This window comes from Paraburkholderia sp. 32 (assembly GCF_050435345.1).
Taxonomy (GTDB): domain Bacteria; phylum Pseudomonadota; class Gammaproteobacteria; order Burkholderiales; family Burkholderiaceae; genus Paraburkholderia; species Paraburkholderia tuberum.
The window spans coordinates 305,797-330,315 of the sequence record NZ_JBNDKD010000003.1 but is presented as its reverse complement, the minus strand read 5'-3'; the positions used below and the strand labels follow the sequence as shown (position 1 = coordinate 330,315).

At 64.8% G+C, this 24,519-nt stretch carries 21 protein-coding genes, 1 other RNA gene and 2 pseudogenes; 13 read left to right on the top strand and 11 right to left on the bottom strand.

Translation table 11 applies throughout. The annotated features are described in order from the left end of the window. Positions 1-85: 85 nt before the first annotated feature. Positions 86-184, bottom strand: an RNA gene (ffs, locus tag OKW26_RS24285) — signal recognition particle sRNA small type. Between the two features lie 498 nt (positions 185-682). Here ffs and trxA point away from each other — a divergent pair. The 7 genes and pseudogenes from trxA to OKW26_RS24250 all read left to right on the top strand — a co-directional run bounded on the left by trxA (position 683) and on the right by OKW26_RS24250 (position 8,097). Further along, positions 683-1,009, top strand: coding sequence for a thioredoxin TrxA (gene trxA, locus OKW26_RS24280; protein ID WP_013089343.1), 327 nt, complete (start codon positions 683-685; stop codon positions 1,007-1,009). A 281-nt stretch (positions 1,010-1,290) separates the two neighbouring features. Then, positions 1,291-2,559 (top strand): transcription termination factor Rho, encoded by a 1,269-nt coding sequence (gene rho, locus OKW26_RS24275; protein ID WP_026225411.1) that lies wholly within the window; start codon positions 1,291-1,293, stop codon positions 2,557-2,559. Between the two features lie 150 nt (positions 2,560-2,709). Further along, positions 2,710-3,339: pseudogene (locus OKW26_RS24270) on the top strand (MFS transporter); the annotation flags it as partial. A gap of 33 nt (positions 3,340-3,372) precedes the next feature. Beyond that, entirely contained in the window at positions 3,373-4,206 is an 834-nt protein-coding gene (locus tag OKW26_RS24265) for a zinc-dependent peptidase (protein ID WP_429355464.1), read from the top strand. 180 nt (positions 4,207-4,386) lie between these two features. Beyond that, positions 4,387-4,650, top strand: coding sequence for a type B 50S ribosomal protein L31 (locus OKW26_RS24260; RefSeq protein ID WP_090804621.1), 264 nt, complete (start codon positions 4,387-4,389; stop codon positions 4,648-4,650). A 307-nt stretch (positions 4,651-4,957) separates the two neighbouring features. Next, positions 4,958-6,715, top strand: coding sequence for an ArnT family glycosyltransferase (locus OKW26_RS24255; protein ID WP_429355463.1), 1,758 nt, complete (start codon positions 4,958-4,960; stop codon positions 6,713-6,715). Positions 6,716-6,717: 2 nt separating this feature from the next. Then, entirely contained in the window at positions 6,718-8,097 is a 1,380-nt protein-coding gene (locus OKW26_RS24250) for an MATE family efflux transporter (RefSeq protein WP_429355462.1), read from the top strand. A gap of 120 nt (positions 8,098-8,217) precedes the next feature. On the opposite strand, the gene OKW26_RS24245 is transcribed toward OKW26_RS24250, so the two are convergent. Both OKW26_RS24245 and OKW26_RS24240 read right to left on the bottom strand, forming a co-directional pair. Further along, positions 8,218-8,628: a carboxymuconolactone decarboxylase family protein gene (locus OKW26_RS24245; protein WP_090804613.1), complete on the bottom strand. Its 411-nt coding sequence runs from the start codon at positions 8,626-8,628 to the stop codon at positions 8,218-8,220. Then, positions 8,547-9,074, bottom strand: coding sequence for a MerR family transcriptional regulator (locus OKW26_RS24240; RefSeq protein ID WP_184028972.1), 528 nt, complete (start codon positions 9,072-9,074; stop codon positions 8,547-8,549). The genes OKW26_RS24245 and OKW26_RS24240 overlap by 82 nt, the downstream gene beginning before the upstream one ends. A 310-nt stretch (positions 9,075-9,384) precedes the next feature. Between OKW26_RS24240 and OKW26_RS24235 the strand changes: the two genes are divergently transcribed. Next, on the top strand, positions 9,385-9,960 hold the full coding sequence (locus tag OKW26_RS24235; RefSeq protein WP_184064883.1) for a ComEA family DNA-binding protein: 576 nt from the start codon (positions 9,385-9,387) through the stop codon (positions 9,958-9,960). A 102-nt stretch (positions 9,961-10,062) separates the two neighbouring features. Then, positions 10,063-10,494 carry a YidB family protein gene (locus OKW26_RS24230; RefSeq protein WP_018418148.1) on the top strand — a complete coding sequence of 144 codons (432 nt, stop codon included), beginning with the start codon at positions 10,063-10,065 and terminating at the stop codon, positions 10,492-10,494. Positions 10,495-10,673: 179 nt separating this feature from the next. On the opposite strand, the gene clpB is transcribed toward OKW26_RS24230, so the two are convergent. Both clpB and OKW26_RS24220 read right to left on the bottom strand, forming a co-directional pair. After that, complete coding sequence (clpB, locus tag OKW26_RS24225) at positions 10,674-13,271, bottom strand: ATP-dependent chaperone ClpB (RefSeq protein ID WP_090804607.1); 2,598 nt, start codon at positions 13,269-13,271, stop codon at positions 10,674-10,676. 170 nt (positions 13,272-13,441) lie between these two features. Further along, the gene (locus OKW26_RS24220) at positions 13,442-13,972 is read right to left on the bottom strand and encodes an Rrf2 family transcriptional regulator (RefSeq protein ID WP_184064880.1); all 531 of its coding nucleotides are present in this window, start codon (positions 13,970-13,972) and stop codon (positions 13,442-13,444) included. 266 nt (positions 13,973-14,238) lie between these two features. Between OKW26_RS24220 and OKW26_RS24215 the strand changes: the two genes are divergently transcribed. Then, positions 14,239-14,793, top strand: a complete 555-nt coding sequence (locus OKW26_RS24215) for a group III truncated hemoglobin (protein ID WP_429355461.1) — start codon at positions 14,239-14,241, stop codon at positions 14,791-14,793. Between the two features lie 74 nt (positions 14,794-14,867). Here the strand turns inward: OKW26_RS24215 and OKW26_RS24210 are convergent, their stop codons facing one another. From OKW26_RS24210 to OKW26_RS24185, 6 genes and pseudogenes are all read right to left on the bottom strand, one after another. Further along, positions 14,868-15,344, bottom strand: a complete 477-nt coding sequence (locus OKW26_RS24210) for a molybdenum cofactor biosynthesis protein MoaE (protein WP_090804601.1) — start codon at positions 15,342-15,344, stop codon at positions 14,868-14,870. A gap of 56 nt (positions 15,345-15,400) precedes the next feature. Then, a complete protein-coding gene (moaD, locus tag OKW26_RS24205; RefSeq protein WP_090804599.1) occupies positions 15,401-15,658 on the bottom strand; it encodes a molybdopterin converting factor subunit 1 in 258 nt (85 codons plus the stop codon). 45 nt (positions 15,659-15,703) lie between these two features. After that, entirely contained in the window at positions 15,704-16,939 is a 1,236-nt protein-coding gene (locus OKW26_RS24200; RefSeq protein WP_184028988.1) for a molybdopterin molybdotransferase MoeA, read from the bottom strand. Between the two features lie 244 nt (positions 16,940-17,183). Then, on the bottom strand, positions 17,184-18,635 hold the full coding sequence (gene thrC / locus OKW26_RS24195; RefSeq protein WP_429355460.1) for a threonine synthase: 1,452 nt from the start codon (positions 18,633-18,635) through the stop codon (positions 17,184-17,186). Between the two features lie 8 nt (positions 18,636-18,643). Beyond that, positions 18,644-19,976 (bottom strand): annotated as a pseudogene (locus OKW26_RS24190) (homoserine dehydrogenase). A gap of 102 nt (positions 19,977-20,078) precedes the next feature. Then, complete coding sequence (locus tag OKW26_RS24185) at positions 20,079-21,326, bottom strand: pyridoxal phosphate-dependent aminotransferase (protein ID WP_090804591.1); 1,248 nt, start codon at positions 21,324-21,326, stop codon at positions 20,079-20,081. A 454-nt stretch (positions 21,327-21,780) separates the two neighbouring features. Here OKW26_RS24185 and OKW26_RS24180 point away from each other — a divergent pair, with 454 nt between their 5' ends. The 3 genes from OKW26_RS24180 to OKW26_RS24170 all read left to right on the top strand — a co-directional run bounded on the left by OKW26_RS24180 (position 21,781) and on the right by OKW26_RS24170 (position 24,490). Further along, a complete protein-coding gene (locus tag OKW26_RS24180) occupies positions 21,781-22,155 on the top strand; it encodes an Mth938-like domain-containing protein (RefSeq protein ID WP_090804589.1) in 375 nt (124 codons plus the stop codon). Between the two features lie 95 nt (positions 22,156-22,250). Beyond that, positions 22,251-24,122, top strand: coding sequence for a glycosyltransferase family 39 protein (locus tag OKW26_RS24175; protein WP_429355459.1), 1,872 nt, complete (start codon positions 22,251-22,253; stop codon positions 24,120-24,122). Next, positions 24,119-24,490 carry an SMR family transporter gene (locus OKW26_RS24170; protein WP_013089326.1) on the top strand — a complete coding sequence of 124 codons (372 nt, stop codon included), beginning with the start codon at positions 24,119-24,121 and terminating at the stop codon, positions 24,488-24,490. The genes OKW26_RS24175 and OKW26_RS24170 overlap by 4 nt, the downstream gene beginning before the upstream one ends. Positions 24,491-24,519 lie beyond the last annotated feature (29 nt).

Here is a 24,519-nt window from a genome sequence, read left to right as displayed (position 1 = left end):
GAACGATCAATACAAAAGCTGGGAATGACTGAGGAGAAACTGCGCAGAAGCCGTGAGCACGGCCGCGGAGAAAAAAGCAAGGAAAGGTGACGAGCCCGACCCTCGGCACTGGTGGAAAACGGCTGTGGCTGCTTCGTTCCCGACCTGACCAGGTTGACCATCCCTCCATGCGAGGAGGCCCGTCACGAAGGATTCTATCATTGCCGCGCGCATTGTGCGACTGTTGACACGGGCAAAGCGCGAACGACGCTCCGCTTCGAACGGCTTCGCGCGGTTTGCGGCCGCTTTCTGCACGCCGCCAGACACCCTCCCGGCCACCGCGGCGACGCCCGCCACGCGCGGCACTTGAGTTCGCCGCGCGCGACTCCATTTAGATTGCAACGCGGTCGCCGTGAGCCGCAGAAACCGGCCGACGCTGCGGCGGCGGCCTATTAGCCCCACTGCCTTGATGAGTACTATCGCCATCGGCAACGCATAGCGAATTAAGCTACACTGCCAGTTGAAAGACCCGCATACGCGACTCTTTCCGTGCATTGCGTGAAAATCCGGCGGTTTTTCTGATTTTCACAGGCATGCGCGGCGAGGCTCCCGGATGCGGCAAAGCGAACAGAAGTTTTCCCAGTTTTTGACGTATCGTGGCGAGCAATTCAGGCGGGCCTCGAACCGACAGAGGTATTCATAAATGAGCGAACAAATCAAGCATATTAGCGACGCATCGTTCGAACAGGACGTCGTGAAATCCGATAAACCCGTGCTGCTCGATTTCTGGGCCGAATGGTGCGGTCCGTGCAAGATGATCGCGCCGATCCTCGACGAGGTCGCGAAGGACTACGCCGATCGCCTGCAAGTCGCGAAGATCAATGTCGACGAGCATCAGTCCACGCCGGTCAAGTTTGGCGTGCGCGGCATCCCCACATTGATCCTGTTCAAGAACGGCGCCGTTGCCGCTCAGAAGGTCGGAGCTCTGTCGAAGTCGCAACTCACCGCGTTCCTCGACGGCAACCTGTAAAGCAAGCAGTACGCCGCGGCGCTCGCGGGTCCATCGCGCGCCGCAGGCAGTTGGAGAATCGGGCGCATCGGGTGAGCAAACCACAGCGCCCGCCGGTCAAGCGTGTTGTCAGCTGGCAACACGCTTTGCAACAAAGATGCCACGCTGCCGCACTGGCTTAAATTGGCGTGTGCTATGCTAGAATCCACAAAACGTCGAAAAGACGTGTAAGTCTTTGAGCGGTTCCGCTCACCCTCCTCCCAGATTTCATTTCGTCGCACCTTCTCCTGCGGGTTCTCCGTATGCATTTATCCGAGCTTAAGACTCTGCACGTGTCCCAATTGATCGAGATGGCCAATGGCCTCGAGATCGAAAGCGCGAACCGCCTGCGCAAGCAGGAATTGATGTTCGCCATTCTAAAAAAACGAGCCAAAGCGGGCGACACGATCTTCGGCGACGGCACCCTCGAAGTGCTGCCGGACGGTTTCGGCTTCCTGCGTTCGCCGGAAACCTCCTACCTCGCCAGCACGGATGACATCTACATCAGCCCGTCGCAAATCCGCCGCTTCAATCTGCATACGGGCGACACGATCGAAGGCGAAGTGCGCACGCCGAAAGACGGCGAACGCTATTTCGCGCTGGTGAAGGTGGACAAGGTCAACGGCCAGCCGCCGGAGGCCTCGAAGCACAAGATCATGTTCGAAAACCTGACGCCGCTGCACCCGAACAAGGTGCTGCTGCTCGAACGTGAAATGCGTGGCGAAGAGAACGTGACCGGCCGCATCATCGACATGATCGCGCCGATCGGCAAGGGCCAGCGCGGCCTGCTCGTCGCGTCGCCGAAGTCGGGCAAGACCGTGATGCTTCAGCACATCGCGCACGCGATCAAGCAGAACCATCCCGACGTCGTGCTGTTCGTGCTGCTGATCGACGAGCGTCCGGAGGAAGTGACGGAAATGCAGCGTTCGGTGGCCGGCGAAGTGATCGCCTCAACGTTCGACGAACCCGCCGCGCGTCACGTGCAGGTCGCCGAAATGGTGATCGAGAAGGCCAAGCGCCTCGTCGAAATGAAGAACGACGTCGTGATTCTGCTCGACTCGATCACGCGTCTCGCGCGCGCTTACAACACGGTGGTACCGGCCTCGGGCAAGGTGCTGACGGGTGGTGTCGACGCGAACGCGCTGCAGCGCCCGAAGCGGTTCTTCGGCGCGGCGCGCAACATCGAGGAAGGCGGATCGCTGACCATCATCGGCACGGCGCTGATCGAAACCGGCAGCCGCATGGATGATGTGATCTACGAAGAGTTCAAGGGCACCGGCAACATGGAAGTGCACCTCGAGCGCCGTCTCGCCGAGAAGCGCGTCTACCCGTCAATCAACCTGAACAAGTCGGGCACGCGCCGCGAAGAGCTGCTGATCAAGCCCGAAGCGCTGCAGAAGATCTGGGTACTGCGCAAGTTCATTCATGACATGGACGAAGTCGAGTCGATGGAATTCCTGCTCGACAAGATCCGCCAGACGAAGAGCAATTCCGAGTTCTTCGACATGATGCGTCGTGGCGGCGGCAGCTAACGCGCGACGTTCGTGCTGGCCGTATTAGTCGGCAACTGCAACGCATGAAAAACCGCTCGCAAACTGCGAGCGGTTTTTTTTCGTCCATCGTCCGCAGAGACAATGCGCCGCCTCAACATCAGCGTGAACGTACACGCGGTTTCTCGGAGGGGCCTCGGCTATCCCGTCGAGAACACCGGGCGGCTCGTCGGCGCCACGTCGCTGATTTCGGCGAGCGCGCTGTTCGTCTATCTGCGTTTTGCGAAGCTGCTGCCGCGCAAGAAGTGGATCATCGTGCCGGGCTTCGGGGTGGCCGCGTTCGCCGCCGGGTGGATCACACGCATGTCACCGGACGTCGGCGAGGCGGCGCTCGCCCTGCCGCCGCTGCTGCTGCGGGGCCTGCTGTTGCTGTTCATCGTGCCGCCGGTCGCGAATCTGACGTGCCGCATCTTCTTGATCGAGGAAGAGTTCACGCACGGCTACCGGCTGAAAAACACCGTCCGGCAGTTGACCATCTCCTTCGCGACCGCCTCGGTGATCATCGTCGAGCAGCACCGGCTCGCGCTGCATCAAAGTCGCCTCGCGGAGTCCGTGAATCCGTACAATCCGGTCTACCAGAACACGCTCGCGACGCTGGCGCGCGGCTCCGCCGCCGCCGGTCATGCGGCGAGCGAAGCGCACGCGCTCGCGATCGCGTCGATCAGCCGGTCGATTGCGCAGCAGGCCAGTTTGCTCGCGTCGTTCGACTGTTTCTATTTTCTGATCGGCGTCGCGATATGCGGCGGCCCGTTCGCCGCGTAGCAAAAACAGATCGACTGAAGGTGGGCTCCAAGCATGCTGTCGAAACTCACGAACTGGCTGGGCGCACGGCGTCGCGAGCGCGCGCTGCGCGACTACGCGATCGACGATTCCTTGTGGCAGGCGACACTCGCCGGCCTACCCTTTCTCACGCATCTGGAAGCGCCCGATCTCGCGCGGCTGCGCGAGCTGACGACTCTCTTCCTCGCGCAGAAGGAGTTCTCGACCGCGCACGAACTCGAGCTGACCGATGCGATGACGGTCGGCATCGCCGCGCAGGCGTGCCTGCCGGTGCTGAACCTGAGCCTCGATCTGTATCGCGGCTGGGTCGGCGTGATCGTCTATCCGGGCGAGTTCGTGATCCGCAAGACCGTTGAGGACGAAGATGGCGTCGTGCACGAGATCGAGCACGACGCCAGCGGCGAGGCGTGGGAAGGCGGCCCGGTGGTGCTGTCATGGGAAGACGCGCAGATGACCGATGGCAGCGACGCATACAACGTCGTGATCCACGAGTTCGCGCACAAAATCGACATGCTCAACGGCGAAGCGGATGGCCACCCGCCGCTGATGCGCCGCTGGCACGCGCCGCTCGATGCGCAGGCATGGGCCGATGTGTTCGACCATGCATACGATCACTTCTGTGCGAAAGTCGACGCGGTGCCCGAGCGACGCTGGGCGCGTTTCGAACGCGAGTCGCTGATCGATCCGTATGCGGCGGACCATCCGTCGGAATTTTTTGCTGTATGCAGCGAGGCGCTGTTCGTGCGGCCCCAAGCGTTCGAGGCGGAGTATCCGGAACTGTACCGACTGCTCGCGCGCTACTACCGGCAAGATCCAGCGCGCGTCGGTTTGACGTTCACGCCCATTTGAGACGCCGCGAATGTGGGCGCCGCTTGCGCCGCAATAGAATCCGCTGGCAGAAAAATCGCCAAGCGACTGATTTTCTGGCATAATCGCGGTTTTTCGACCGTAGGCAAGTGGCTCGCGCCTGAAGGCAGTCCCATTCGAGGCTGCACGCGGGTTGGCTACCGCCAGATTAAAGGAAAGACCATGAAAGAAGGCATTCACCCGAATTACCGCGAAGTCCTGTTCGTCGACATGTCGAACGACTTCAGGTTCGTGACGCGCTCGACCATCCAGACGCGCGAAACCGCGGAATTCAACGGCAAGACCTACCCGCTCGCGAAGATCGAAGTGTCGTCGGAATCACATCCGTTCTACACCGGCCAGCAAAAGATCATGGACACGGCCGGCCGCGTCGAGAAGTTCAACAAGAAGTTCGGCGCACGTGCTTCGGGCAAGGCAGTAAAGTAATACCGCAACGTTGCCGGCTGCCGGCCGGCAACGGAGCAAACAGAAAGGGCAGCGCGAGCTGCCCTTTTTTGTCGCCTGCGCTTGTGCGCCCGCTGGGTCGCACGCCGCGCGAAGCCTTCAGCCGGAAGGAGCACGCCGCGCTTTCGCGACACTGTGTTACAGCTTGTCCATTGACGTTGCCGGGCGTTACCGGCCGTGACGTGCATCGCACGGCACGACTACAATGCCGGATGCTCGAAACGGGCCCTCGCGCCCTGACCTGCCGGGCCGCTCCGGCTGCATCGTTTATCCAGACTCCACACACCGCATGAGACCTGTCGTTCGCCTCACCGCCTCTGCGACCAGTGCGTTGCCGCGCTGGCTGCTGCTGGCCATCTGTATCGTCTACGCCTCGTTCGGCCTGTTCGGCCGCGATCCGTGGAAGAACGAGGACGCAGCCGGCTTTGGTGTGATGTGGACGATGGCGAACGGCGGCGCGCACGACTGGCTACTGCCAAATCTGGTCGGCAAATATCTGACCGAGGACGGCCCGCTCGGCTACTGGCTCGGCGCGAGCGCGATCCGCGTCCTCGCACCGTGGGTCGACGCGAGCAACGCGTCGCGCGTGTTCACGGGCCTGCTGTTCTGCGCGGGCTGTGCGTTCGTCTGGTACGCGGCGTATCTGCTCGGCCGCCGTGCTGAAGTGCAGCCATTCAAATATGCGTTCGGCGGCGAGCCGGAACCGCGCGACTATGGCCGCACGCTCGCCGATGGCGCACTGCTGATCCTGCTCGCGTGCTTCGGCCTCGCCGAGCGCGGTCACGAGACCACGCCGCAGCTCGCGCAGTTCGTCTGCATCGCGATGCTCGTGTACGGCCTCGTGCGCATGGTCGACAAGCCGATTCAGGGCGCGCTGATCTGGGGTCTCGCGATCGGCCTCGTCACACTCGCGAGCAGCCCGGTGCTGGTCGGCGCGCTGCTGCTCGGCACGCTCGCGATGACGCTGATCGTACGCGAAACGCGATCGCGCTGGCTGCTGCTCGCGGGTCTGCCCGTGGCGCTCGTGCTCGCGGTGTCGTGGCCGATCATCGCGCTCACCGCGTTCCCGGACGACGCTGTCTGGTATCTGAACCAGTGGCTGCACGTGAGCCTGAGTTCGTTCGCGGGCCCGCCCGGCTCGGTCGCCGCGTATGCGCTGAAAAACCTGCCGCTCTTCACATGGCCCGCCTGGCCACTCGCGCTGTGGTCGTGGTTCAGTTGGCAGGGACTGCGGCGCGCGCCGCACGTGGCGATTCCGCTGTCGGTGATCGGGCCGCTGTTCGTGCTCGTCGTGCTGCAAAGCCATCAGTCGAACCGACTCTACATGCTGCTGCTGCCGCCGCTCGCGGTGCTCGCCACTTTCGCGCTGCCGACGCTCAAGCGCGGCGCGATCAACGCGATCGACTGGTTCGCGCTGCTGAGCTTCACGATCCTCGGCAGCTTCGTATGGCTCGTGTATGTGGCAGGCCTGACCGGCTTCCCGCATCCGCTCGCGCGCAATCTCGCGCGACTCGCGCCCGGCTTCGTGCCGCAGTTCAAGATTCTGTCGTTCGTGTGCGCGGTCGCGGTGACCGTGTGCTGGTTCCTGCTGGTGCGCTGGCGCCTCGCGCGTCATCCGAAGGTGCTGTGGCGCAGCGTCGTGCTGTCGAGCGCCGGCACCACGCTGATGTGGGTGTTGCTGATGACGCTGTGGCTGCCGGTCGTCAACTACAGCCGGACCTATCGCGACGTCGCGCAGCAGATCGCCGCCCATTTGCCCGATGACTACACGTGCATCGCGCCGGTCCGTCTCGGCAATGCGCAGATCGCGACATTCGCGTATTTCGGCGACATGCATTTCTCGTTCGACCAGGACTGCGACGTAATCCTGCGTCAGGACTCGCAGGACTACGGCAACCCGAGCGCGATGCCCGACTACATCTGGAAGCTCGTGTGGGAAGGCCGCCGCGCCGCCGACCGCGACGAGCGCTTCCGCCTGTACGTGCGCATCGACCGTCCCAAGCCGCCGCCCGGCAAGCGCCGCAACTGGCACAAGAAGCGCGACTGACCATGTTCGCCGACGTACGGAAGATCGCCGCGCTCGCGTGGCCCGTATTGATCGGCCAGTTGGCCATCATCGCGTTCGGCGTGATCGACACGGCGATGGTCGGGCGCTACTCGGCCGTCGATCTGGCCGCGCTCGGCCTCGGCTCGTCGATCTACGTCTCGGTCTATATCGGCCTGACCGGCATCCTGACCGCGCTGCAGCCGATCACCGCGCAGCTGTACGGCGCGCGTCGCTACGGCGAGATCGGCGAAGAGGTCCGCCAGTCATGGTGGCTTGCCGCCGCGCTGACCGTGATCGGCTTTCTGATCCTGTTCTTCCCCGGACCGCTGCTGGCGTTGTCGCGGGTGCCCGACGCGCTGCACGAGCGCACGCTCGCGTACCTGCGGATTCTCGCGTTCGGGCTGCCCGCCGGCCTCGCCTTCCGGGTCTACGGCTCCGTTGCCAATGCGCTCGCCAAACCGCGGCTCGTGATGTTCCTGCAGGTCGCCGCGCTGCTGCTGAAAATTCCGCTCAATACCTGGTTCATTTTCGGCGGCCTCGGCGTGCCCGCGCTGGGCGGTCCGGGCTGCGCGCTCGCGAGCACGCTGCTCAACTGGGCACTCGCGGCGCTCGGCATGCTGCTGCTCGCGCGCGTCGACGATTTCAAGGCACTCGGCATCTTCACGCACTTCTGCTGGCCGGTCTGGAAGCGCCAGGCCGCGCAACTGCGGCTCGGTATTCCAATGGGGCTGTCGTATCTGATCGAGGTCACGTCGTACACCTTCATGGCGCTTTTCATCGCGCGTTTCGGCACGACGACACTCGCCGGGCACCAGATCGCCGGCAACGTCGGCGCGGTGCTCTATATGACGCCACTGTCGATCGGCATCGCGTCGTCGACGCTGGTCGCGCAGGCGCTCGGCGCGCATCGGCCGCAGGCGGCGCGCACGCTGTCGCGTCACGGCATCGCGATGGCGGTTGCGATCGCGTGCTGCTACGGCGCGCTCGTGCTCGTGCTGCGGCCATATATCGTCGACGGCTATACGACGAACGCGCAGGTGGCGGCGAAGGCGTTGCCGCTGGTGCTGATCGTCGCCTGCTACCACCTGTTCGACGCGTTGCAGATCTCGACCGCGTTCGTGCTGCGCGCCTACAAGGTCGCGGTCGTGCCGACCATCATCTATGCGGTGGCGCTGTGGGGAGTCGGGCTCGGCGGCGGCTATGCGCTCGGCTTCGATACGACCGGCCTCACGCCGCCCTGGCTGACCGGCGCGCGCGGCTTCTGGGTCGCGAATACCGCAAGTCTCGCGATTGCCGGGCTCGGCTTGCTCGTGTACTGGCGAATCGTGAGCCAGCGCTATTTGCGCGAGGCCGCGGCGGCGCTGGTTGATTCGGCTGTTTGAGGGGATGGAGGGTTGGGAAGGCCACGAATAGCACCGACCGGACCGTCAGTTGCGCCCAAGCCGGGGTGAGAGACGACCTGTTCTGCATCCGCCTTTCCTTTTCCACGCAGCTCAGCCCGCTCACGCCGCGTATGCGGCCTGCCCCTCCCGATCCTTGGCCTCGAAAATTTCCCGCGCCGCGAACAGCGCATTGAGCGCGGCCGGAAAGCCCGCATAAAGCGCCATCTGCATGAACACCTCGACGATCTGCTCGCGCGTGCAGCCGACGTTCAGCGCCGCCTCGATATGTACCTTCAGCTGCGGCTGCGCGCAGCCGAGGGTCGCGAGCGACGCGATCGTCGCAATCTCACGCGTGCGCAGATCGAGCTGCGGCCGGCTGTAGATGTCGCCGAAGCCGAATTCAATCAACAGGCGTCCGAATTCCGGCGCGACGGGCGCGAGCGCGGCGATTACCTGCTCGCCCGCCGAACCGTCGATTTCCCTGAGCTTGTCCCAGCCCCGCGCGTAGCGGTCGTTGTGTGCGTAGTCCATTGCGAGTCCTTATCGGGATGTGAGGGCGACGAGGCTTCGTCGTCCTGTCGTGCCGGATCGGGCTCAAGCGCGCCGCTCGTGGCCGCCTCGTAGTACGCGATCTTGTCGTCGATCGCGCCGAGGTTGCTCTGCAGATCGGCGATCCGCGCGAGCAGCGCGGTGCGATGCGCAACCAGCAGGTCGCGGCGTGCGCGCATCGTCGGATGGCCTTGCGCGCGCAGCGCGGCGATCTGCTGCATGCCGGAGATCGACATGCCCGTTGCCTTCAGACGCATCACGAAGCGCAACCAGTCGAGATCGGCCGGCGAGTACAGCCGGTGCCCCGTCTGCGTGCGTCCGACCGGCCGGATCAGGCCGGCCTGTTCGTAATAGCGCAGCGTGTGCGTGGACACGCCGATCGTTCCGGCGACCTGACCGATGGTGAGCGCGGTTGAGTGTTTCGACATGACGGACTCAGGTTAGGACTTCGAGTGCACTCTAAGTCAAGCGTCGGACGCTGTCATTCCTTTGCGTTGCTCATTGTTTATCGCAGACGAGTTATCGCGATCGATATCGACCGATAAATTCACCGGCACTGCATGCCGCCAAAAGCTTTAAATATTGTGTGGTGGATTTACTTGTCATCAATCGATCGGTATAAATCGTCCGCTATCTCAAATCGGGCCTGCGATTTGTCCTATGCTTAAACGCAGCGCCCGCTGACAGGATAGGTCGTCCGTTCCCGGCTAACTTTTTGCCCTCAATGGAGTGCTTGCCATGCTGAAGAAGCTTTTCATGCTTTGCGTCGCTGTGGCTTTGTCGCTGTCGGCCGGATTTGCCGCGGCCGTGGAAGTGAATACCGCCGATCAGGCCGCGCTCGAATCGGTCAAGGGCATCGGCCCCGTGCATGCGAAAGCGATTGTCGACGAACGCGCCAAAAACGGCCCGTTCAAGAACGCCGACGATCTCGCCGCGCGTGTGAAGGGCATCGGCCAGAAATCGGTCGAGAACCTCGAAGCGGCCGGACTCACGATCAACGGCTCGTCGGCACCGCCGACCGGCGCGAAGACGTCCACCAAGCCGGCCACGAAGACCACACCGGCGGCTCCCGCGGCAACCACCGCCGCCGCGCCCGCTGCCACGACGGCAGCGCCGGCCGCGGCTGCCCCCGCCTCGGCCGCGAAGCCGTCGAAGTCGAAGAAGAAGGACAAGGCCGCAGCATCCGAAGCGGCAGCCGCTTCGGCTCCGGCCGTCGCGGCTAGCGCACCGGCCGACGCGTCCGGCACCAAGGCTTCGAAGAAGAAAGCGAAGAAGAGCAAGGCGGCATCCGCCGCGGCTGCGTCCGGCGCTTGAGCCCGGCGGGGCTGCCGCCCTTGCGTTTCACCGCGACGCGCAACCGCGCGTCGACGTCACCCGCCCGGCCGTCATACGCGCCGGCATTGAAGAGAGACCGCCATGAGCCTACTCGACACCATCGGTTCCCTGCTTGGCAAATCGCCAGAAGGCGGCGGCCAGCAAGCGCTGATCGCCGCCGCGCTCGAATTCGTCAACAACCAGCCTGGTGGCCTGAACGGCCTGATCCAGCGCTTCCAGGAAAAGGGCCTCGGCGACGTCGTGTCGTCGTGGGTCGGCAATGGCGAAAACCAGCCGATCGCACCCGACGCGCTGCATAACGTGCTGGGCTCGGAAGCCGTGACCGGTCTCGCCGCCAAGGCCGGCGTCCAGCCGGATCAGGTGACGGGTCTGCTGTCGCAGATCCTGCCGCACGTCGTCAACGCGGCCACGCCGGAAGGCGAAGTGCCGGCCGATGGCAAGCTGAACGCGACCACGGTGCTCGGCGCGCTCGGCGGCCTGTCGGCGCTGCTCGGCAACAAGGGCAACGCTTGAGCACGCTGTGCGCCATGCGCTGGCGGCTTGCAGAGACCTTCGCTCCACGGTGATGCCACCGGTTTGAAATCGGCGGGCAAAAGAAAACCGGCAACGAAGTCACCTTCGTTGCCGGTTTCTTAACGTTGGTGGGAACGACTCGCCTGCCGTCGTCCCTTCGCATCATCAAGCCATCGCCTTCAGTGCACGACGCGCTCGAACAGCAGCTTGCCGTCGTCCACTTCGACCGGAATTACATCCTTCGGACCGAACTTGCCGGCCAGAATCAGCTTCGCGATCGGGTTCTCGATCTCCTGCTGGATCGCGCGCTTCAGCGGCCGCGCACCGAACAGCGGGTCGTAGCCGACCTTGCCGATGTGCTCGAGCGCCGCGTCCGATACCACCAGCTGCATGTCGAGCTTCGCGAGCCGCTCGTGCAGACGCTGCAGCTGGATCCGCGCGATCGACTGGATGTTCGAGCGATCGAGCGCATGGAACACGACGACGTCGTCGATCCGGTTCAGGAACTCGGGCCGGAAGTGCAGCTTCACCTCTTCCCACACGGCGTCCTTCACGGCTTCCTGCGGCTCGCCGACCATCGCCTGGATGACCTGCGAACCGAGGTTCGAGGTCATCACGATCACCGTGTTCTTGAAGTCGACGGTGCGGCCCTGGCCATCGGTCATGCGGCCGTCGTCGAGCACCTGCAGCAGCACGTTGAACACGTCCGGATGCGCCTTCTCGATTTCGTCGAGCAGGATCACGCTATACGGCTTGCGGCGCACGGCCTCGGTCAGATAACCGCCCTCCTCGTAGCCGACGTAACCCGGCGGCGCGCCGATCAGACGCGCGACGCTGTGCTTCTCCATGAACTCGCTCATGTCGATACGGATGAGATGCTCTTCCGAATCGAACAGGAACGACGCCAACGCCTTGCACAGCTCGGTCTTGCCGACGCCGGTCGGCCCGAGGAACAGGAACGAGCCATACGGACGGTTCGGGTCCGACAGACCCGCGCGCGAGCGGCGAATCGCATCGGCGACCGCGCTGATCGCCTCGTCCTGGCCGACCACGCGCTCATGCAGCTTCGACTCGATCTGCAGCAGCTTTTCGCGCTCGCCCTGCATCATGCGCGACACCGGAATGCCGGTGGCCCGCGACACGACCTCGGCGATTTCTTCCGCGCCGACCTGCGTGCGCAACAGACGCGGACGCTTCGGACTGTTCTGCTCCTCGGCTTCGGCGCGCGTGACTTCCTTCAGCTGCGCCTCGAGACCCGGCAGCTTGCCGTACTGCAACTCGGCCACCTTCTCGAGCTTGCCCTCACGCTGCAGACGCACGATTTCCGCACGCGTCTTCTCGATCTCTTCCTTCAGCTGCGCGCTGCCCTGCACCGCCGCTTTTTCCGCGGTCCAGATTTCATCGAGGTCCGAATATTCGCGGTTGAGCCGCTCGATTTCCTCTTCGATCAGCTGCAGACGCTTCTGCGACGCTTCGTCCTTCTCCTTCTTCACCGCTTCGCGTTCGATCTTCAGCTGGATCAGACGACGGTCGAGCCGATCCATCTCCTCCGGCTTCGAGTCGATTTCCATCTTGATCTTCGACGCGGCTTCGTCGATCAGATCGATCGCCTTGTCGGGCAGGAAGCGGTCCGTGATGTAGCGATGCGACAGCTCGGCGGCCGCGACGATCGCCGGGTCGGTGATGTCGACGCCGTGGTGCAGCTCATAGCGCTCCTGCAGACCGCGCAGGATCGCGATGGTCGCCTCGACCGACGGCTCGTCCACCAGCACCTTCTGGAAACGGCGCTCGAGCGCGGCATCTTTTTCGATGTACTTGCGGTATTCGTCGAGCGTGGTCGCGCCGACGCAATGCAGCTCGCCGCGCGAGAGCGCCGGCTTCAGCATGTTGCCCGCGTCCATCGCGCCTTCGGCCTTGCCGGCGCCGACCATCGTGTGAATCTCGTCGATGAAGACGATGGTTTGCCCTTCGTCCTTCGCGATGTCGTTGAGAACCGCCTTCAGGCGCTCCTCGAACTCGCCACGATACTTGGCGCCCGCGAGCAGCGCGGCCATGTCGAGCGACAGCACGCGCTTGTTCTTCAGCGTTTCCGGCACTTCGCCGTTGACGATGCGCTGCGCGAGCCCCTCGACGATCGCGGTCTTGCCGACGCCCGGCTCGCCGATCAGCACCGGGTTGTTCTTGGTGCGGCGCTGCAGGATCTGAATGGAACGGCGGATTTCGTCGTCGCGGCCGATCACGGGGTCGAGCTTGCCTGCGCGGGCGCGCTCGGTCAGGTCGATCGTGTATTTCTTCAGCGCTTCGCGCTGGCTTTCGGCGTCCTGGCTATGCACCTGCGAGCCGCCGCGCACCGCGGCGATCGCGGTTTCGAGCGCCTTGCGCGACAACCCATGCTCGCGCGCGAGACGGCCGGCCTCGCCTTTGTCGTCGGCGACCGCGAGCAGGAACATTTCGCTCGCGACAAACGTGTCGTTGAGCTTCTGCGCTTCCTTGTCGGCCTGGTTCAACAGACCGGTCAGTTCGCGGCCGATCTGCACGTTGCCATCGGTGCCTTGCACTTGGGGCAGCCGCGTGACCGCGTCGTTCAGTGCGGTTTGTAGAGGTTGTACATGCACGCCGGCGCGCGACAGCAGCGAGCGAGCGGAGCCGTCCTGCTGCGCGACGAGTGCCGCGAGCACGTGGACGGGTTCGATGTACTGATTGTCGTGGCCAACCGCCAGACTCTGGGCGTCCGCGAGCGCTTCCTGGAATTTAGTGGTGAGTTTGTCGATTCTCATCAAGAGACCTCCAATTTCGATTACCACCAAAATGAGGCGTTTTATTAGGGTTTCAAGCGCTTTTTTGGCCTCGGTCGCAACTATTTAACATTTGAGCGCAAGAACTGCCGCGATCCTTCCCCAGTGGCGCGGCCGGGCGGGTTTGCGCACCCGGGAGCCGGCCGGATGTTCTAGTTCTTGTGGCCCAGCGTCGCCGGACTGCCGCCGCGCGTGCTATCCGATACCACCGTAATCGGCAGCGGCACCATCTGAATCGTGGAGCCTAACCCGAGCAACGCCGCGAGCGGACTTTTCGGTTGCGCGACTTCGCCGATCGTAAAACGATCGAGCTCGGCGAGAAAAGCGAGGTTCGCCGCCTGCAACGCGCCACGCAGCCGGCACTGCGTCGTGATGACGCAAGGCCGCTGTTGGCCCTGCCGGTCCGGCAGACAGCCGACCAGCGCAAAGTCGCTTTCCGTGACCCGCACCACGTCGCCGACGCTCAGCGATAGCGATTGCGCGCCAAGCCGCAAGCCGCCGTTGCGGCCGCGCACGGTTTCGACCCAGCCGAGCTCGCCCAGCTGCTGCACGACCTTCATCAGATGGTTCTTCGAGATGCCGTAGGCTTGCGAAATGTCCTGAATCGTCGATAATCCGTCGCCCCGCACCGCGAGGTACAGCAGCACGCGCAGCGCGTAATCCGTATAGTCGGTAAGTCTCATAGCTCCCGGTATAGCTTGAAAGGCTGCGAGCAAGCGCCTTGAACGTCCCGATAACCGCGTCGAGGCAAGGGTTGCCGGGAACGAGCGCTACGCCCTAGCATGACTGGCTGGCATGACTGGCCGGCGGGCGTCGTTCCCCGAATCGCGCTGCAATACTGTTTCGGATAGCAATAGTAGCTTTTTCCGCATCAACCGTTTGTTAGAAAAACGGGGGGGTCAAGGTTCAGTTCAGCCGTCATCGGCAACCGCAATTTTCTGGAATCCGCATGAATCCGTCTTTCCCCGCCGCGCCGCCGGTCGAACGCGCGGCCGAACCCACCGACGCCAATATCCGCGACCTCGTCTATGGCTTTTACGATCGCGTGCGTGCCGACCCGCTGCTCGGTCCGGTCTTCGACGCGAAGCTCGCGGGCCGCTGGGACGACCATCTGCCGAAGATGTGCGCATTCTGGAGCAGCCTCGTGCTCGGCGCGAAGCAGTATCGCGGCAACGTGCAGCAGGCGCATCAGCCGCTCGAAGGCATCGAGCCGCAGCATTTCAGCCGCTGGCTGTATCTGTTCCTCGATACGGTCGAATCGCGCTATCAGCCGGCCGCGGCGGTCCGTTTCATGGAGCCGGCGCTGCGGATCGCGCAGAGTCTGCAACTGAGCCGTTTCGGCTGGGATTACAAGATCCCGCCGGAGCAGCAGGCGCTGCTCGAGCGGGTGGCGCCGAAGCGTCGGCCGCGAGTTGGCGACGTTGACGACGATGGCGAGCATCCGTCGCGGCCGGCTGGGGAGCCGTTCCCGGTGCCGATCATCGGACGCTCGCGGGACGAGTGAACGTCGGCCGGCGCCGACGCCCCTCACACAAAGACGCCGCGTGCGCCGTCGCAACTCCGCGGCCCGCGACTCGTTTACTCCGGAGTCCGATTTCCCGAATCGATTCCCCAGCGCGCGAGCGCGGCATCGTCGGTCACGCGCGCGTCGACCCAGCGCTCGCCCGCGTCGGTTTTCTCCTTCTTCCAGAATGGCGCTTCGGTCTTCAGATAGTCCATCACGAATTCACACGACGCAAACGCGTCGCCGCGATGCGCGGCCGTCGTCGCAACGAGCACGATCTGATCGAGCGGATACAGCTTGCCGACGCGATGCACGATCAGCACCTCGATGCCCGGCCAGCGTTCGCGCGCACGCTCGACGATCGCCTCGAGCGACTTCTCCGTCATGCCCGGATAATGCTCGAGCTCCATCGTCTCGACCGCGCTGCCCTCGTTGAGATCGCGCACGGTGCCGACGAAGCACGCGAGCGCGCCGATCCTCGGATTGCGCGCGCGCAGCGCGGCCACCTCGGCGCTGAGGTCGAAGTCTTCGGTCTGGACGCGAACGGGCATGGACGGCTCCTGAGGGCTTTTGTCGCTGGCGTGAACGTGATGTGCGAGAGCGCGGTTCAGCCGCCGGTGACGGGCGGAAAGAACGCGACCTCGCAGCCCTCGGTGATGCGGGTGCTCGCGCCGGTCATCACGTGGTTGCAGGCCATGCGCAGCGCGCGGCCTTCGGCGAGCGTCTCGGCCCAGATGCCGCCACGCACGCGCAGCCACGCGCGCACATCGCCGACGGTCGCGATGCCGTCGGGCACCTCGACGCTTTCGTCGGACGTATTGAGCGCTTCACGCACGCTCGCAAAATATCGGAGTTCGATCTTCATCGGGATACCGCCGGTCTACGCCGCGCATGCCGCGCACGACCGGCCTCAGTTCAACAGTTCGGAAAACGGAATGAAGCGCACGGTTTCGCCGGCGCTGATCGCGTGGTTCGGCGGATTGTCGATCAGACCGTCACCCCACACGGTCGACGTCAACACGGCCGAACTCTGATTGGCAAACAGATCGAGCCCTCCCGCCACGTTGACGCGCGCGCGCAGGAACTCGTTGCGGCGATCGGCCTTGCCCTGCGTGAAGTCCGCGCGCAGCGACAGCGCGCGCGGCGCGACCGCCTGCACGCCGGCCAGCCGCAGTACGAACGGACGCACGAACAGCAGGAACGTCACGAAGCTCGACACCGGATTGCCGGGCAGGCCGATGAAAAACGTTTCGGCCGGCTCGCCCCCATTTGCACCACCCGCACCACCCGCACCACGCCGCACCGCGCCGAACGCGAGCGGCTTGCCCGGCTTCATGGCGATCTGCCACATCGACAGACGCCCTTCGGCCTCCACCGCCGGCTTCACGTGATCCTCCTCGCCGACCGACACGCCGCCGCAGGTGAGAATCAGATCGTGCGCCTCGGCGGCTTCGCGCAGCGTCGCGCGGGTCGCGTCGAGTTGATCGGCGACGATGCCATAGTCGGTCACGTCGCAGCCGAGCTTCTCGAGCAGGCCGCGCAGCGTGAATCGATTCGAGTTGTAGATCGCGCCGGGCTTCAGCGGCTCACCGGGCATCGTCAGTTCGTCGCCGGTGAAGAATACGGCGACCTTCACGCGGCGGCGCACCTCGAGCCGCGCGCATCCGACCGACGCGGCAAGCCCCAACGCCTGCGGCGTGAGCCGCGTGCCGGCCGGCAGGATCACCGAGCCCGCGCGAATATCGGCGCCCTGTGCGGTGATCCACTCGCCCGCCTGCGGACGATGCACGATCGTCACCTCGTCGCCAGCCGCCTCGGTCTGCTCCTGCATCACGACCGCGTCCGCGCCGGCGGGCACCGTCGCGCCGGTGAAGATGCGTGCCGCGCTGTTGGGCGCGAGCGGCGTCGGCGCATGGCCGGCCGGAATGCGTTGCGAGACCGGCAGGCGGCTACCGTGCGCGAGATCGGCGATGCGGACCGCGTAGCCGTCCATCGCGCTCGTGTTCATCGGCGGCACGTCGAGCGGCGACGTCACGTCGGTGGCGAGCACGCGATTCAGCGCGTCGAGCGTCGGCAGCGTTTCGATACCGTCGAGCGCGCGCGCGGCGTCGAGCAGGATCGCCAGCGCATCGGCAGTGGCGAGCATCGGGGCGCGGGGCGTGGGTGTGGACATCTGGAGGGTGGAAGCCGCAGGTTAAAAGAACATTGTAGCGGCCGATGCCGTTAGCCTGGGCGGCCGGGCGTTATGGGGAACTTTTGGTGTTTTTCGATGCGTGGCCGCGGAGGGTGCGGCCAGCGTTTTCTCGTAGTGCGGGCGTGGGCGTCGATCAACGTGAAGCGACGCGGCATCCCGCGTGAGCCGTAAAACGGCTCACGCGGCCCGCTCGCCCTTATTCGCCGGTATTCGCGACGATGAAGTCCTTCACCCGCTGCGCATCCGCGGGCACGACCTCGAAGCGCTGCGGCAGCGACTCGAGCCCCGAGAACGCCGCCGGCCGCTCCGGCTCGCGCAGCAGCGCCTCGCGGATCGTCTCGCCGAACTTGATCGGCTGCGCGGTCTCGAGCACGATCATCGGAATGCCGGGCTGCAGATGCTCGCGCGCGACCTTCACGCCGTCGGCCGTGTGCGTGTCGATCATCGTGTCGTAACGCTGGAACACGTCGCGGATCGTGTCGACGCGGGTGTCGTGGCTGCTGCTGCCCGACACGAAACCGAACTCCTTTACGCGCGGGAAGTCGCCACTTGCCGCGAGATCGAAACCGCCCTTCTCCTCGACGTCGCGGAACAATTGCAGCACGCGCGCCGGATCGCGGCCGAGCAGGTCGTACACGAAGCGCTCGAAGTTCGATGCCTTCGAGATGTCCATGCTCGGGCTGCTCGTGTGATACGTCTCGGCCGCCTTGCGTACGCGGTAAATACCAGTGCGGAAGAACTCGTCGAGCACGTCGTTCTCGTTGGTCGCGACGACGAGCTTCTCGATCGGCAGACCCATCATGCGCGCGATATGACCCGCGCACACGTTGCCGAAGTTGCCCGACGGCACCGTGAACGACACGCGCTCGGCGTTCGACTTCGTCGCGGCAAAGTAGCCCTTGAAGTAATAGACGACCTGCGCGACGACCCGCGCCCAGTTGATCGAGTTGACCGTGCCGATCTTGTACTTCGCCTTGAACGCGTGATCGTTCGACACCGCCTTCACGATGTCCTGCGCGTCGTCGAACACGCCTTGCACCGCGAGGTTGAAGATGTTCGGGTCTTGCAGGCTGTACATCTGCGCGGTCTGGAACGCGCTCATCTTTTTGTGCGGCGACAGCATGAACACGCGGATGCCCTTCTTGCCGCGCATCGCGTATTCGGCGGCGCTGCCGGTGTCGCCCGACGTCGCGCCGAGAATGTTCAGCGTTTCGCCATGCTTCGCGAGCGCGTACTCGAACAGGTTGCCGATCAGCTGCATTGCCATGTCCTTGAACGCGAGCGTCGGACCGTTCGACAGTTCGAGCAGCGACAGCGGCGCGCCGTCTTCGACGCCGAGCGTCTTCAGCGGCGTGATCTGCGCGGCGCTTTCGTCGTCGCGCACGTTGCAGTAGGTCGCGGCCGTGTAGGTCTTGCGCGTCAGTGCGCGCAGGTCGTCGGCGGGAATGTCGTCGCAGAACTTCGACAGGATCTCGAAGGCGAGATCCGCGTACGGCAGCGTGCGCCAGCGCGTGAGTTCGTCCGGGGTGACGCGCGGATAGTCGGCCGGCAGATACAGGCCGCCGTCTTTCGCGAGACCGCCGAGCAGGATCTCGGAGAAGGTATGGCGCTCGCCGGCTCCGGCGCCGCGCGTGGAGAGGTAGTTCATAGTTCGGCCTAGTTCAGCGCTTCCATGCGCAGCTTCGTGACTTGCGAGACGACGGTCTCGAGCGCCTCGATCGACCTGATCGCGGCATTGACCTGCTTTTCGACCGTCTCGTGCGTGATCAGCAGGATGTCGGTTTCGCCCTTGCCGTTCGCGTCGACGAGCTCCGATTCCTTTTGCAGCAGCGCGTCGATCGAAATGCCGGTGTCCGCCAGAATGCGCGTGATGTCGGCGAGCACGCCGGTCACGTCGGCGACGCGCAGGCGCAGGTAGTAGCCGCTCGTGACTTCTTCGATCGGCAGGATCGGGGTGTTCGACAGGCTGTCCGGCTGGAATGCCAGATGCGGCACGCGGTGCTCGGGGTCGGCCGTGTGCAGACGCGTCACGTCGACGAGATCGGCGACCACGGCGGAAGCCGTCGGCTCGGCGCCCGCGCCCTTGCCGTAGTACAGCGTCGTGCCGACCGCGTCGCCATGCACGACGACCGCGTTCATCGCGCCTTCCACATTCGCGAGCAGGCGCTTTTCCGGAATCAACGTGGGGTGCACGCGCAGCTCGATGCCCTTGTCGGTGCGTCGCGTGATGCCGAGCAGCTTGATGCGGTAGCCGAGCTCCTCGGCGTATTTGATGTCGATCGCGGCGAGCTTGCTGATGCCTTCGACGTACGCGCGGTCGAACTGCACCCGGCACGCCGAACGCGATCGCGCTCATGATCGTCGCTTTGTGCGCCGCGTCGACGCCCTCGATGTCGAAGGTCGGGTCGGCTTCCGCGTAGCCGAGCTCCTGCGCGGCCTTCAGCGCGGTCGCGAAATCGAGCCCGCGGTCACGCATCTCCGACAGGATGTAGTTCGTCGTGCCGTTGATGATGCCCGCGATGTACTGGATGCGGTTCGCCGTCAGCCCTTCGCGCAGTGCCTTGATGATCGGAATGCCACCCGCCACCGCCGACTCGAACGCGACCATCACGCCGTTCGCGCGCGCCGCCTCGAAAATCTCCGTGCCATGCACCGCGAGCAGCGCCTTGTTGGCGGTGACCACGTGCTTGCCGTTGTTGATCGCGCGCAGCACGAGGTCGCGCGCGATGCCGGTGCCGCCGATCATTTCCGCGACGATCGCGATCGAAGGATCGTCGACGAGCGCGTTGAAGTCATCGGTCAGCGCCACGCTGCCGGCTTCGCCGCCGAGCGCCGCGGTCGCCTTGGCCGGGTTGCGCACGGCAATGCGCGCAATCTCGATGCCGCGACCCGCGCGACGTTTGATTTCTTCCTGATTGCGGCGCAGTACCGTGAAGGTCCCGCTGCCTACCGTGCCGAAGCCCAGCAGTCCAACTTTGATCGGTTCCATGCAGCGTGTGTTTCTAGTAGAGGTTTGAAAAGGGTGTCGGGGGTGGCACGAGCGGCGCGCCTCATTTGACACATCAGGCGCCACATCGTACGCGACCCCGGCTCAGGCTGTGTGACGTTTGCGGTAGCCGTCGAGGAAGCGCGCGATCCGGTTGATCGAATCCGCGAGGTCGTCGACGTTCGGCAGGAACACGACACGGAAGTGATCCGGCGTCTTCCAGTTGAAGCCAGTGCCCTGCACGAGCAGCACGCGCTCTTCGAGCAGCAGGTCGAGGATGAACTGCTGGTCGTTCTGGATCGGATACACCTTCGGGTCGAGGCGCGGGAACATGTACAGCGCCGCCTCGGGCTTCACGCAGCTCACGCCGGGGATCGCCGTCAGCATGTCGTAGGCGAGCTCGCGCTGCTTGTACAGGCGCCCGCCCGGCACGATCAGGTCGTTGATGCTCTGATAGCCGCCGAGCGCGGTCTGGATCGCGTACTGGCCGGGCACGTTCGGGCACAGCCGCATCGACGCGAGGATGCCGAGCCCTTCCAGATAGTCTTTCGCGAGCCGGCGGTTCTCGCCGGTCAGGCCCGAAATGGCCATCCAGCCGGCGCGATAGCCGCACGAGCGGTAGCTCTTCGACAGGCTGTTGAACGTGACGGTCAGCACGTCTTCGGACAGCGACGCCAGCGACGTGTGCGTCTTGCCGTCGTAGACGATCTTGTCGTACACCTCGTCGGCGAAGATCACGAGGCCGTGCTGGCGCGCGATCTCGATCAGGCCGAGCAGCAGTTCGTCCGAGTACAGCGCGCCGGTCGGGTTGTTCGGGTTGATCACGACCAGCGCGCGCGTGTTCGGCGTGATTTTCGCGCGGATGTCATCGAGGTCGGGCATCCAGCTATTCGACTCGTCGCAGATGTAGTGCACCGGCGTGCCGCCCGCGAGGCTCACGCCGGCGGTCCACAGCGGGTAATCGGGCGCGGGCAGCAGCACTTCGTCGCCGTCGTTGACGAGGCCCTGGAGCGCCATCACGATCAGCTCGGACGCGCCGTTGCCGAGGTAGACGTCGTCCAGTTCGACGCCGTGCACGCCCTTTTTCTGCGTGTAGTGCATGATCGCCTTGCGCGCGGCGAACACGCCCTTCGAGTCGGAGTAGCCCGACGAGCTGGGCAGGTTCAGGATCATGTCCTGAATGATCTCGTCCGGCGCCTCGAAGCCGAACGGTGCCAGATTGCCGATGTTCAGCTTGATGATGCGGTGACCCTCTTCTTCGAGCCGCTTCGCATGTTCGAGGACGGGCCCGCGAATGTCGTAGCAGACATTCAGCAACTTGTTGGATTTGAGAATTGGTTTCACGGCGGGCACTTCATCCTGGTTGATGGCTGGGGCAAACCTTGGGCAAACGGGGCCTGGCTGACGACGCCGGGCCGCTCGGATTCACCGCTACGGGGAATTCGGACGCGACGGCGGCAACGGCGGCCAGTCGCGAAATGGGGTCGAACTGTCGAGCGGCCCCGGCTTTCCGGGTTCCGGCGTGGAAAAAAAACGCAGCGAAAGCGGGCGATGCCAACCCAGGTGGCCGGTGGGCCACGGCGATGCGCCCAGCGCGGCTTGTGGCGGCACTTGAGCGAGGGGCGCCGCAAGGCGGCTAAAAAGTTATAATTTAGCGGATTTTGGCCGACTTCCGCAATGCACCACCCGCATCGGCAAGCCTTTTCGGCCTTCTCGTGTGCCACACGCGTCGAACCGCGCGGCCTGTGCGACGTGCAGCCAGGCCGGCAACACGCATGACGTCTCACGACGACTTCGGAAAACCAATTTGAAATTACATCAGGATTCCAGCGGCGCGCTCAATACCGTTACCGGCTACGGCGCCGACTACGTCGAAATCAATCTGGTGCGTCACGCGGGCAGTATTCTCGTGCTGCCGGACGCGCCGGTCATTCCCTGGCCCGTCTCGTCGTTCGAGCAGTTGAGCGCCGAGCATTTCGCGATGCTGGTCGACGCCGCGCCCGAAGTGGTCGTGTTCGGCAGCGGCGAGCGGCTGCGCTTTCCGCACCCGCGCCTGACCGCCGCGCTGACCGCGAAACGCATCGGCGTAGAAACGATGGACTTCAAGGCCGCCTGCCGCACCTACAACATTCTGATGGCCGAGGGCCGCAAGGTCGCGGCCGCGTTGCTGATCGAGGCCTGAGCGTGCCCGGCGCCGGCGCACCCGGCCGGCCCGGTTCTGGCCCCCCGCGGCGCGCCCGTGTGCGCGCCGTCGATAACAAGAAGGGTTGATATTTCATGAACGATACGCCGTCGAGGCTACCGCTCAATCGCACCGCGATCCTGTTGCTGGTGCTGGTTCTCGCCGTGATCTGGTTCGTGCCGCTCGGCTGGCGCCATCTGCTGCCGAGCGACGAAGGCCGCTACGCCGAAATGGCGCGCGAAATGTTCCTGACCGGCGACTGGATCACGCCGCGCTACAACGGCTACAAGTACTTCGAGAAGCCGCCGCTGCAAACCTGGGCGAACGCGCTGACGTTCGCGTGGTTCGGCATCGGCGAATGGCAGGCGCGTCTCTACACCGCGCTGACGGGCTTCGCCGGCGTGCTGCTGATCGGCTTTACCGGCGCCCGCGTGTTCAACGCGGCGACTGGCGTGTTCGCGGCACTCGTGCTCGCCTGTTCGCCGTACTGGAACCTGATGGGCCACTTCAATACGCTCGACATGGGCCTGTCGCTCTGGATGGCGCTTACGCTGTGCGCGCTGCTGCTCGCCCAGCGCCCGAATCTGCGGCCCCCATGCGTGCGCGGCTGGATGTGGGTGTGCTGGGCGTCGATGGCGCTGGCGGTGCTCTCGAAGGGCCTGGTCGGGCTGATCCTGCCGGGCGCGGTGCTGGTGCTCTACACGCTGATCGCGCGCGACTGGGCGCTGTGGAAGCGTCTGCATCTGGTGAGCGGGCTGATCGTTTTTCTCGCGATCGTGACGCCGTGGTTCGTCCTCGTGCAGCAGCGCAATCCGGAATTCCTGAACTTCTTCTTCGTCGTTCAGCAGTTCAAGCGCTATCTGACGCCCGAGCAGAATCGCCCCGGCGCGTTCTACTACTTCGTGCCAGTACTGCTGGTGGGCTTCCTGCCGTGGCTGTCGGTAACCGTGCAAAGCGTGCGCCACGCGTGGCGCCAGCCGCGTCAGCCGAACGGCTTCGCGCCGGTCACGCTGATGCTCACGTGGATCGTCTTCATTTTCCTGTTCTTCAGCGCGTCGCACTCGAAGCTGCTGTCCTACACGCTGCCGATCGCGCCGCCGATCGCGATGCTGATCGGCATGTATCTGCCGCTCGTCACGCGCGAGCAGCTGCGCCGGCATCTGGCGGGCTACGCGCTGTTTTTCGTGGTCGCCGCGTTCGCGGCGCTGTTCCTGCCGCGCTTCGGCACTGCGCGCAATCCGGCCGAGCTGTATGCCGAATACCGCGTGTGGGTGCTCGCCGCGCTAGCCGTCGCGTTCGTGCTCACGCTGTTCGCGCTGTGGCTGAACCGCCGCGGCCAGGGCGGCGTGGGCGCCAACGCGCGAGTCGGTCTCGGCAGCCTCGCCGCGTTCGGCGCGGGCTGGCTGCTGCTCGGCACCATCGCGGGCACCGGCCACGACGTGTTCGGGCGCCTGAGTTCCGGCGCGCCGCTCGCGCCCGCGATCAAGGCCGAGCTCGCGAAGCTGCCGCCCGACACGCCGTTCTACTCGGTCGGCGTGCTCGACCACACGCTGCCGTTCTACGTCGGCCACACGATGATCATGGTCGCGCACCCGGACGAGCTCGCATTCGGCGTGTCCGTCGAGCCGCAAAAATGGGTGCCGACGGTCGACGCGTGGATCGAGCGCTGGAAGGCCGATCGCTACGCGCTCGCGCTGATCCCGCCGCCGACCTACGACCGCCTCGTCAAGCAAGGCGTGCCGATGCAGGTGATCGCGCGCGATCCGCGCCGCGTGGTGGTGATGAAGCCGCTCGCCGACGCGGCTCCCGCCGCCGCCCCGGCCGCAGCGGCGGCAGCAGCGCCCGCTACCCCCGCTAACGCCGCCTCGGCAGTCGCGGAAGTGAGGCCCGCGGCATCGGCCACGCCGGCCCCGTCTCCGCACCCGCGGCAAAGCCCTAACCCTTTCGAGAACCAGACCGTTCGATGAACCCGATTTCCCTGTTCTGCATCCTGGCCGGCGTCACGCTGAATGCCGGCGCGCAGCTGCTGCTCAAGGCCGGCACGAATGCCGTTGGACACTTCGAATTCACCCGTGCGAACATCCTGCCCATCGGCTTCAAGCTGGCAACCCAGCCGCCGATCATCGGCGGGCTCGCCTGCTACGTGATCAGCGTGGCGGTGTGGATCATCGGGCTCTCGCGCGTGGACGTGTCGATCGCCTATCCGATGCTGTCACTGGGCTACGTCGTCAACGCGATCGCCGCGTGGTACCTGTTTGGCGAAGTGATGTCGGTGCAGAAGCTGGTCGGCATCGGCATCATTCTCGTCGGCGTGGTCGTGCTCGCGCGCAGCTAGGCGCGGCGCCCCGCGTAGGAACCGGCGCG

Excerpts from the sequence above, each read along its gene's own strand:
- trxA (WP_013089343.1), top strand. The coding sequence starts at position 683 with ATGAGCGAACAAATCAAGCATATTAGCGACGCATCGTTCGAACAGGAC.
- rho (WP_026225411.1), top strand. The coding sequence starts at position 1,291 with ATGCATTTATCCGAGCTTAAGACTCTGCACGTGTCCCAATTGATCGAG.
- OKW26_RS24265 (WP_429355464.1), top strand. The coding sequence starts at position 3,373 with ATGCTGTCGAAACTCACGAACTGGCTGGGCGCACGGCGTCGCGAGCGC.
- OKW26_RS24260 (WP_090804621.1), top strand. The coding sequence starts at position 4,387 with ATGAAAGAAGGCATTCACCCGAATTACCGCGAAGTCCTGTTCGTCGAC.
- OKW26_RS24255 (WP_429355463.1), top strand. The coding sequence starts at position 4,958 with ATGAGACCTGTCGTTCGCCTCACCGCCTCTGCGACCAGTGCGTTGCCG.
- OKW26_RS24250 (WP_429355462.1), top strand. The coding sequence starts at position 6,718 with ATGTTCGCCGACGTACGGAAGATCGCCGCGCTCGCGTGGCCCGTATTG.
- OKW26_RS24245 (WP_090804613.1), bottom strand. The coding sequence starts at position 8,628 with ATGGACTACGCACACAACGACCGCTACGCGCGGGGCTGGGACAAGCTC.
- OKW26_RS24240 (WP_184028972.1), bottom strand. The coding sequence starts at position 9,074 with ATGTCGAAACACTCAACCGCGCTCACCATCGGTCAGGTCGCCGGAACG.
- OKW26_RS24235 (WP_184064883.1), top strand. The coding sequence starts at position 9,385 with ATGCTGAAGAAGCTTTTCATGCTTTGCGTCGCTGTGGCTTTGTCGCTG.
- OKW26_RS24230 (WP_018418148.1), top strand. The coding sequence starts at position 10,063 with ATGAGCCTACTCGACACCATCGGTTCCCTGCTTGGCAAATCGCCAGAA.
- clpB (WP_090804607.1), bottom strand. The coding sequence starts at position 13,271 with ATGAGAATCGACAAACTCACCACTAAATTCCAGGAAGCGCTCGCGGAC.
- OKW26_RS24220 (WP_184064880.1), bottom strand. The coding sequence starts at position 13,972 with ATGAGACTTACCGACTATACGGATTACGCGCTGCGCGTGCTGCTGTAC.
- OKW26_RS24215 (WP_429355461.1), top strand. The coding sequence starts at position 14,239 with ATGAATCCGTCTTTCCCCGCCGCGCCGCCGGTCGAACGCGCGGCCGAA.
- OKW26_RS24210 (WP_090804601.1), bottom strand. The coding sequence starts at position 15,344 with ATGCCCGTTCGCGTCCAGACCGAAGACTTCGACCTCAGCGCCGAGGTG.
- moaD (WP_090804599.1), bottom strand. The coding sequence starts at position 15,658 with ATGAAGATCGAACTCCGATATTTTGCGAGCGTGCGTGAAGCGCTCAAT.
- OKW26_RS24200 (WP_184028988.1), bottom strand. The coding sequence starts at position 16,939 with ATGCTCGCCACTGCCGATGCGCTGGCGATCCTGCTCGACGCCGCGCGC.
- thrC (WP_429355460.1), bottom strand. The coding sequence starts at position 18,635 with ATGAACTACCTCTCCACGCGCGGCGCCGGAGCCGGCGAGCGCCATACC.
- OKW26_RS24175 (WP_429355459.1), top strand. The coding sequence starts at position 22,251 with ATGAACGATACGCCGTCGAGGCTACCGCTCAATCGCACCGCGATCCTG.
- OKW26_RS24170 (WP_013089326.1), top strand. The coding sequence starts at position 24,119 with ATGAACCCGATTTCCCTGTTCTGCATCCTGGCCGGCGTCACGCTGAAT.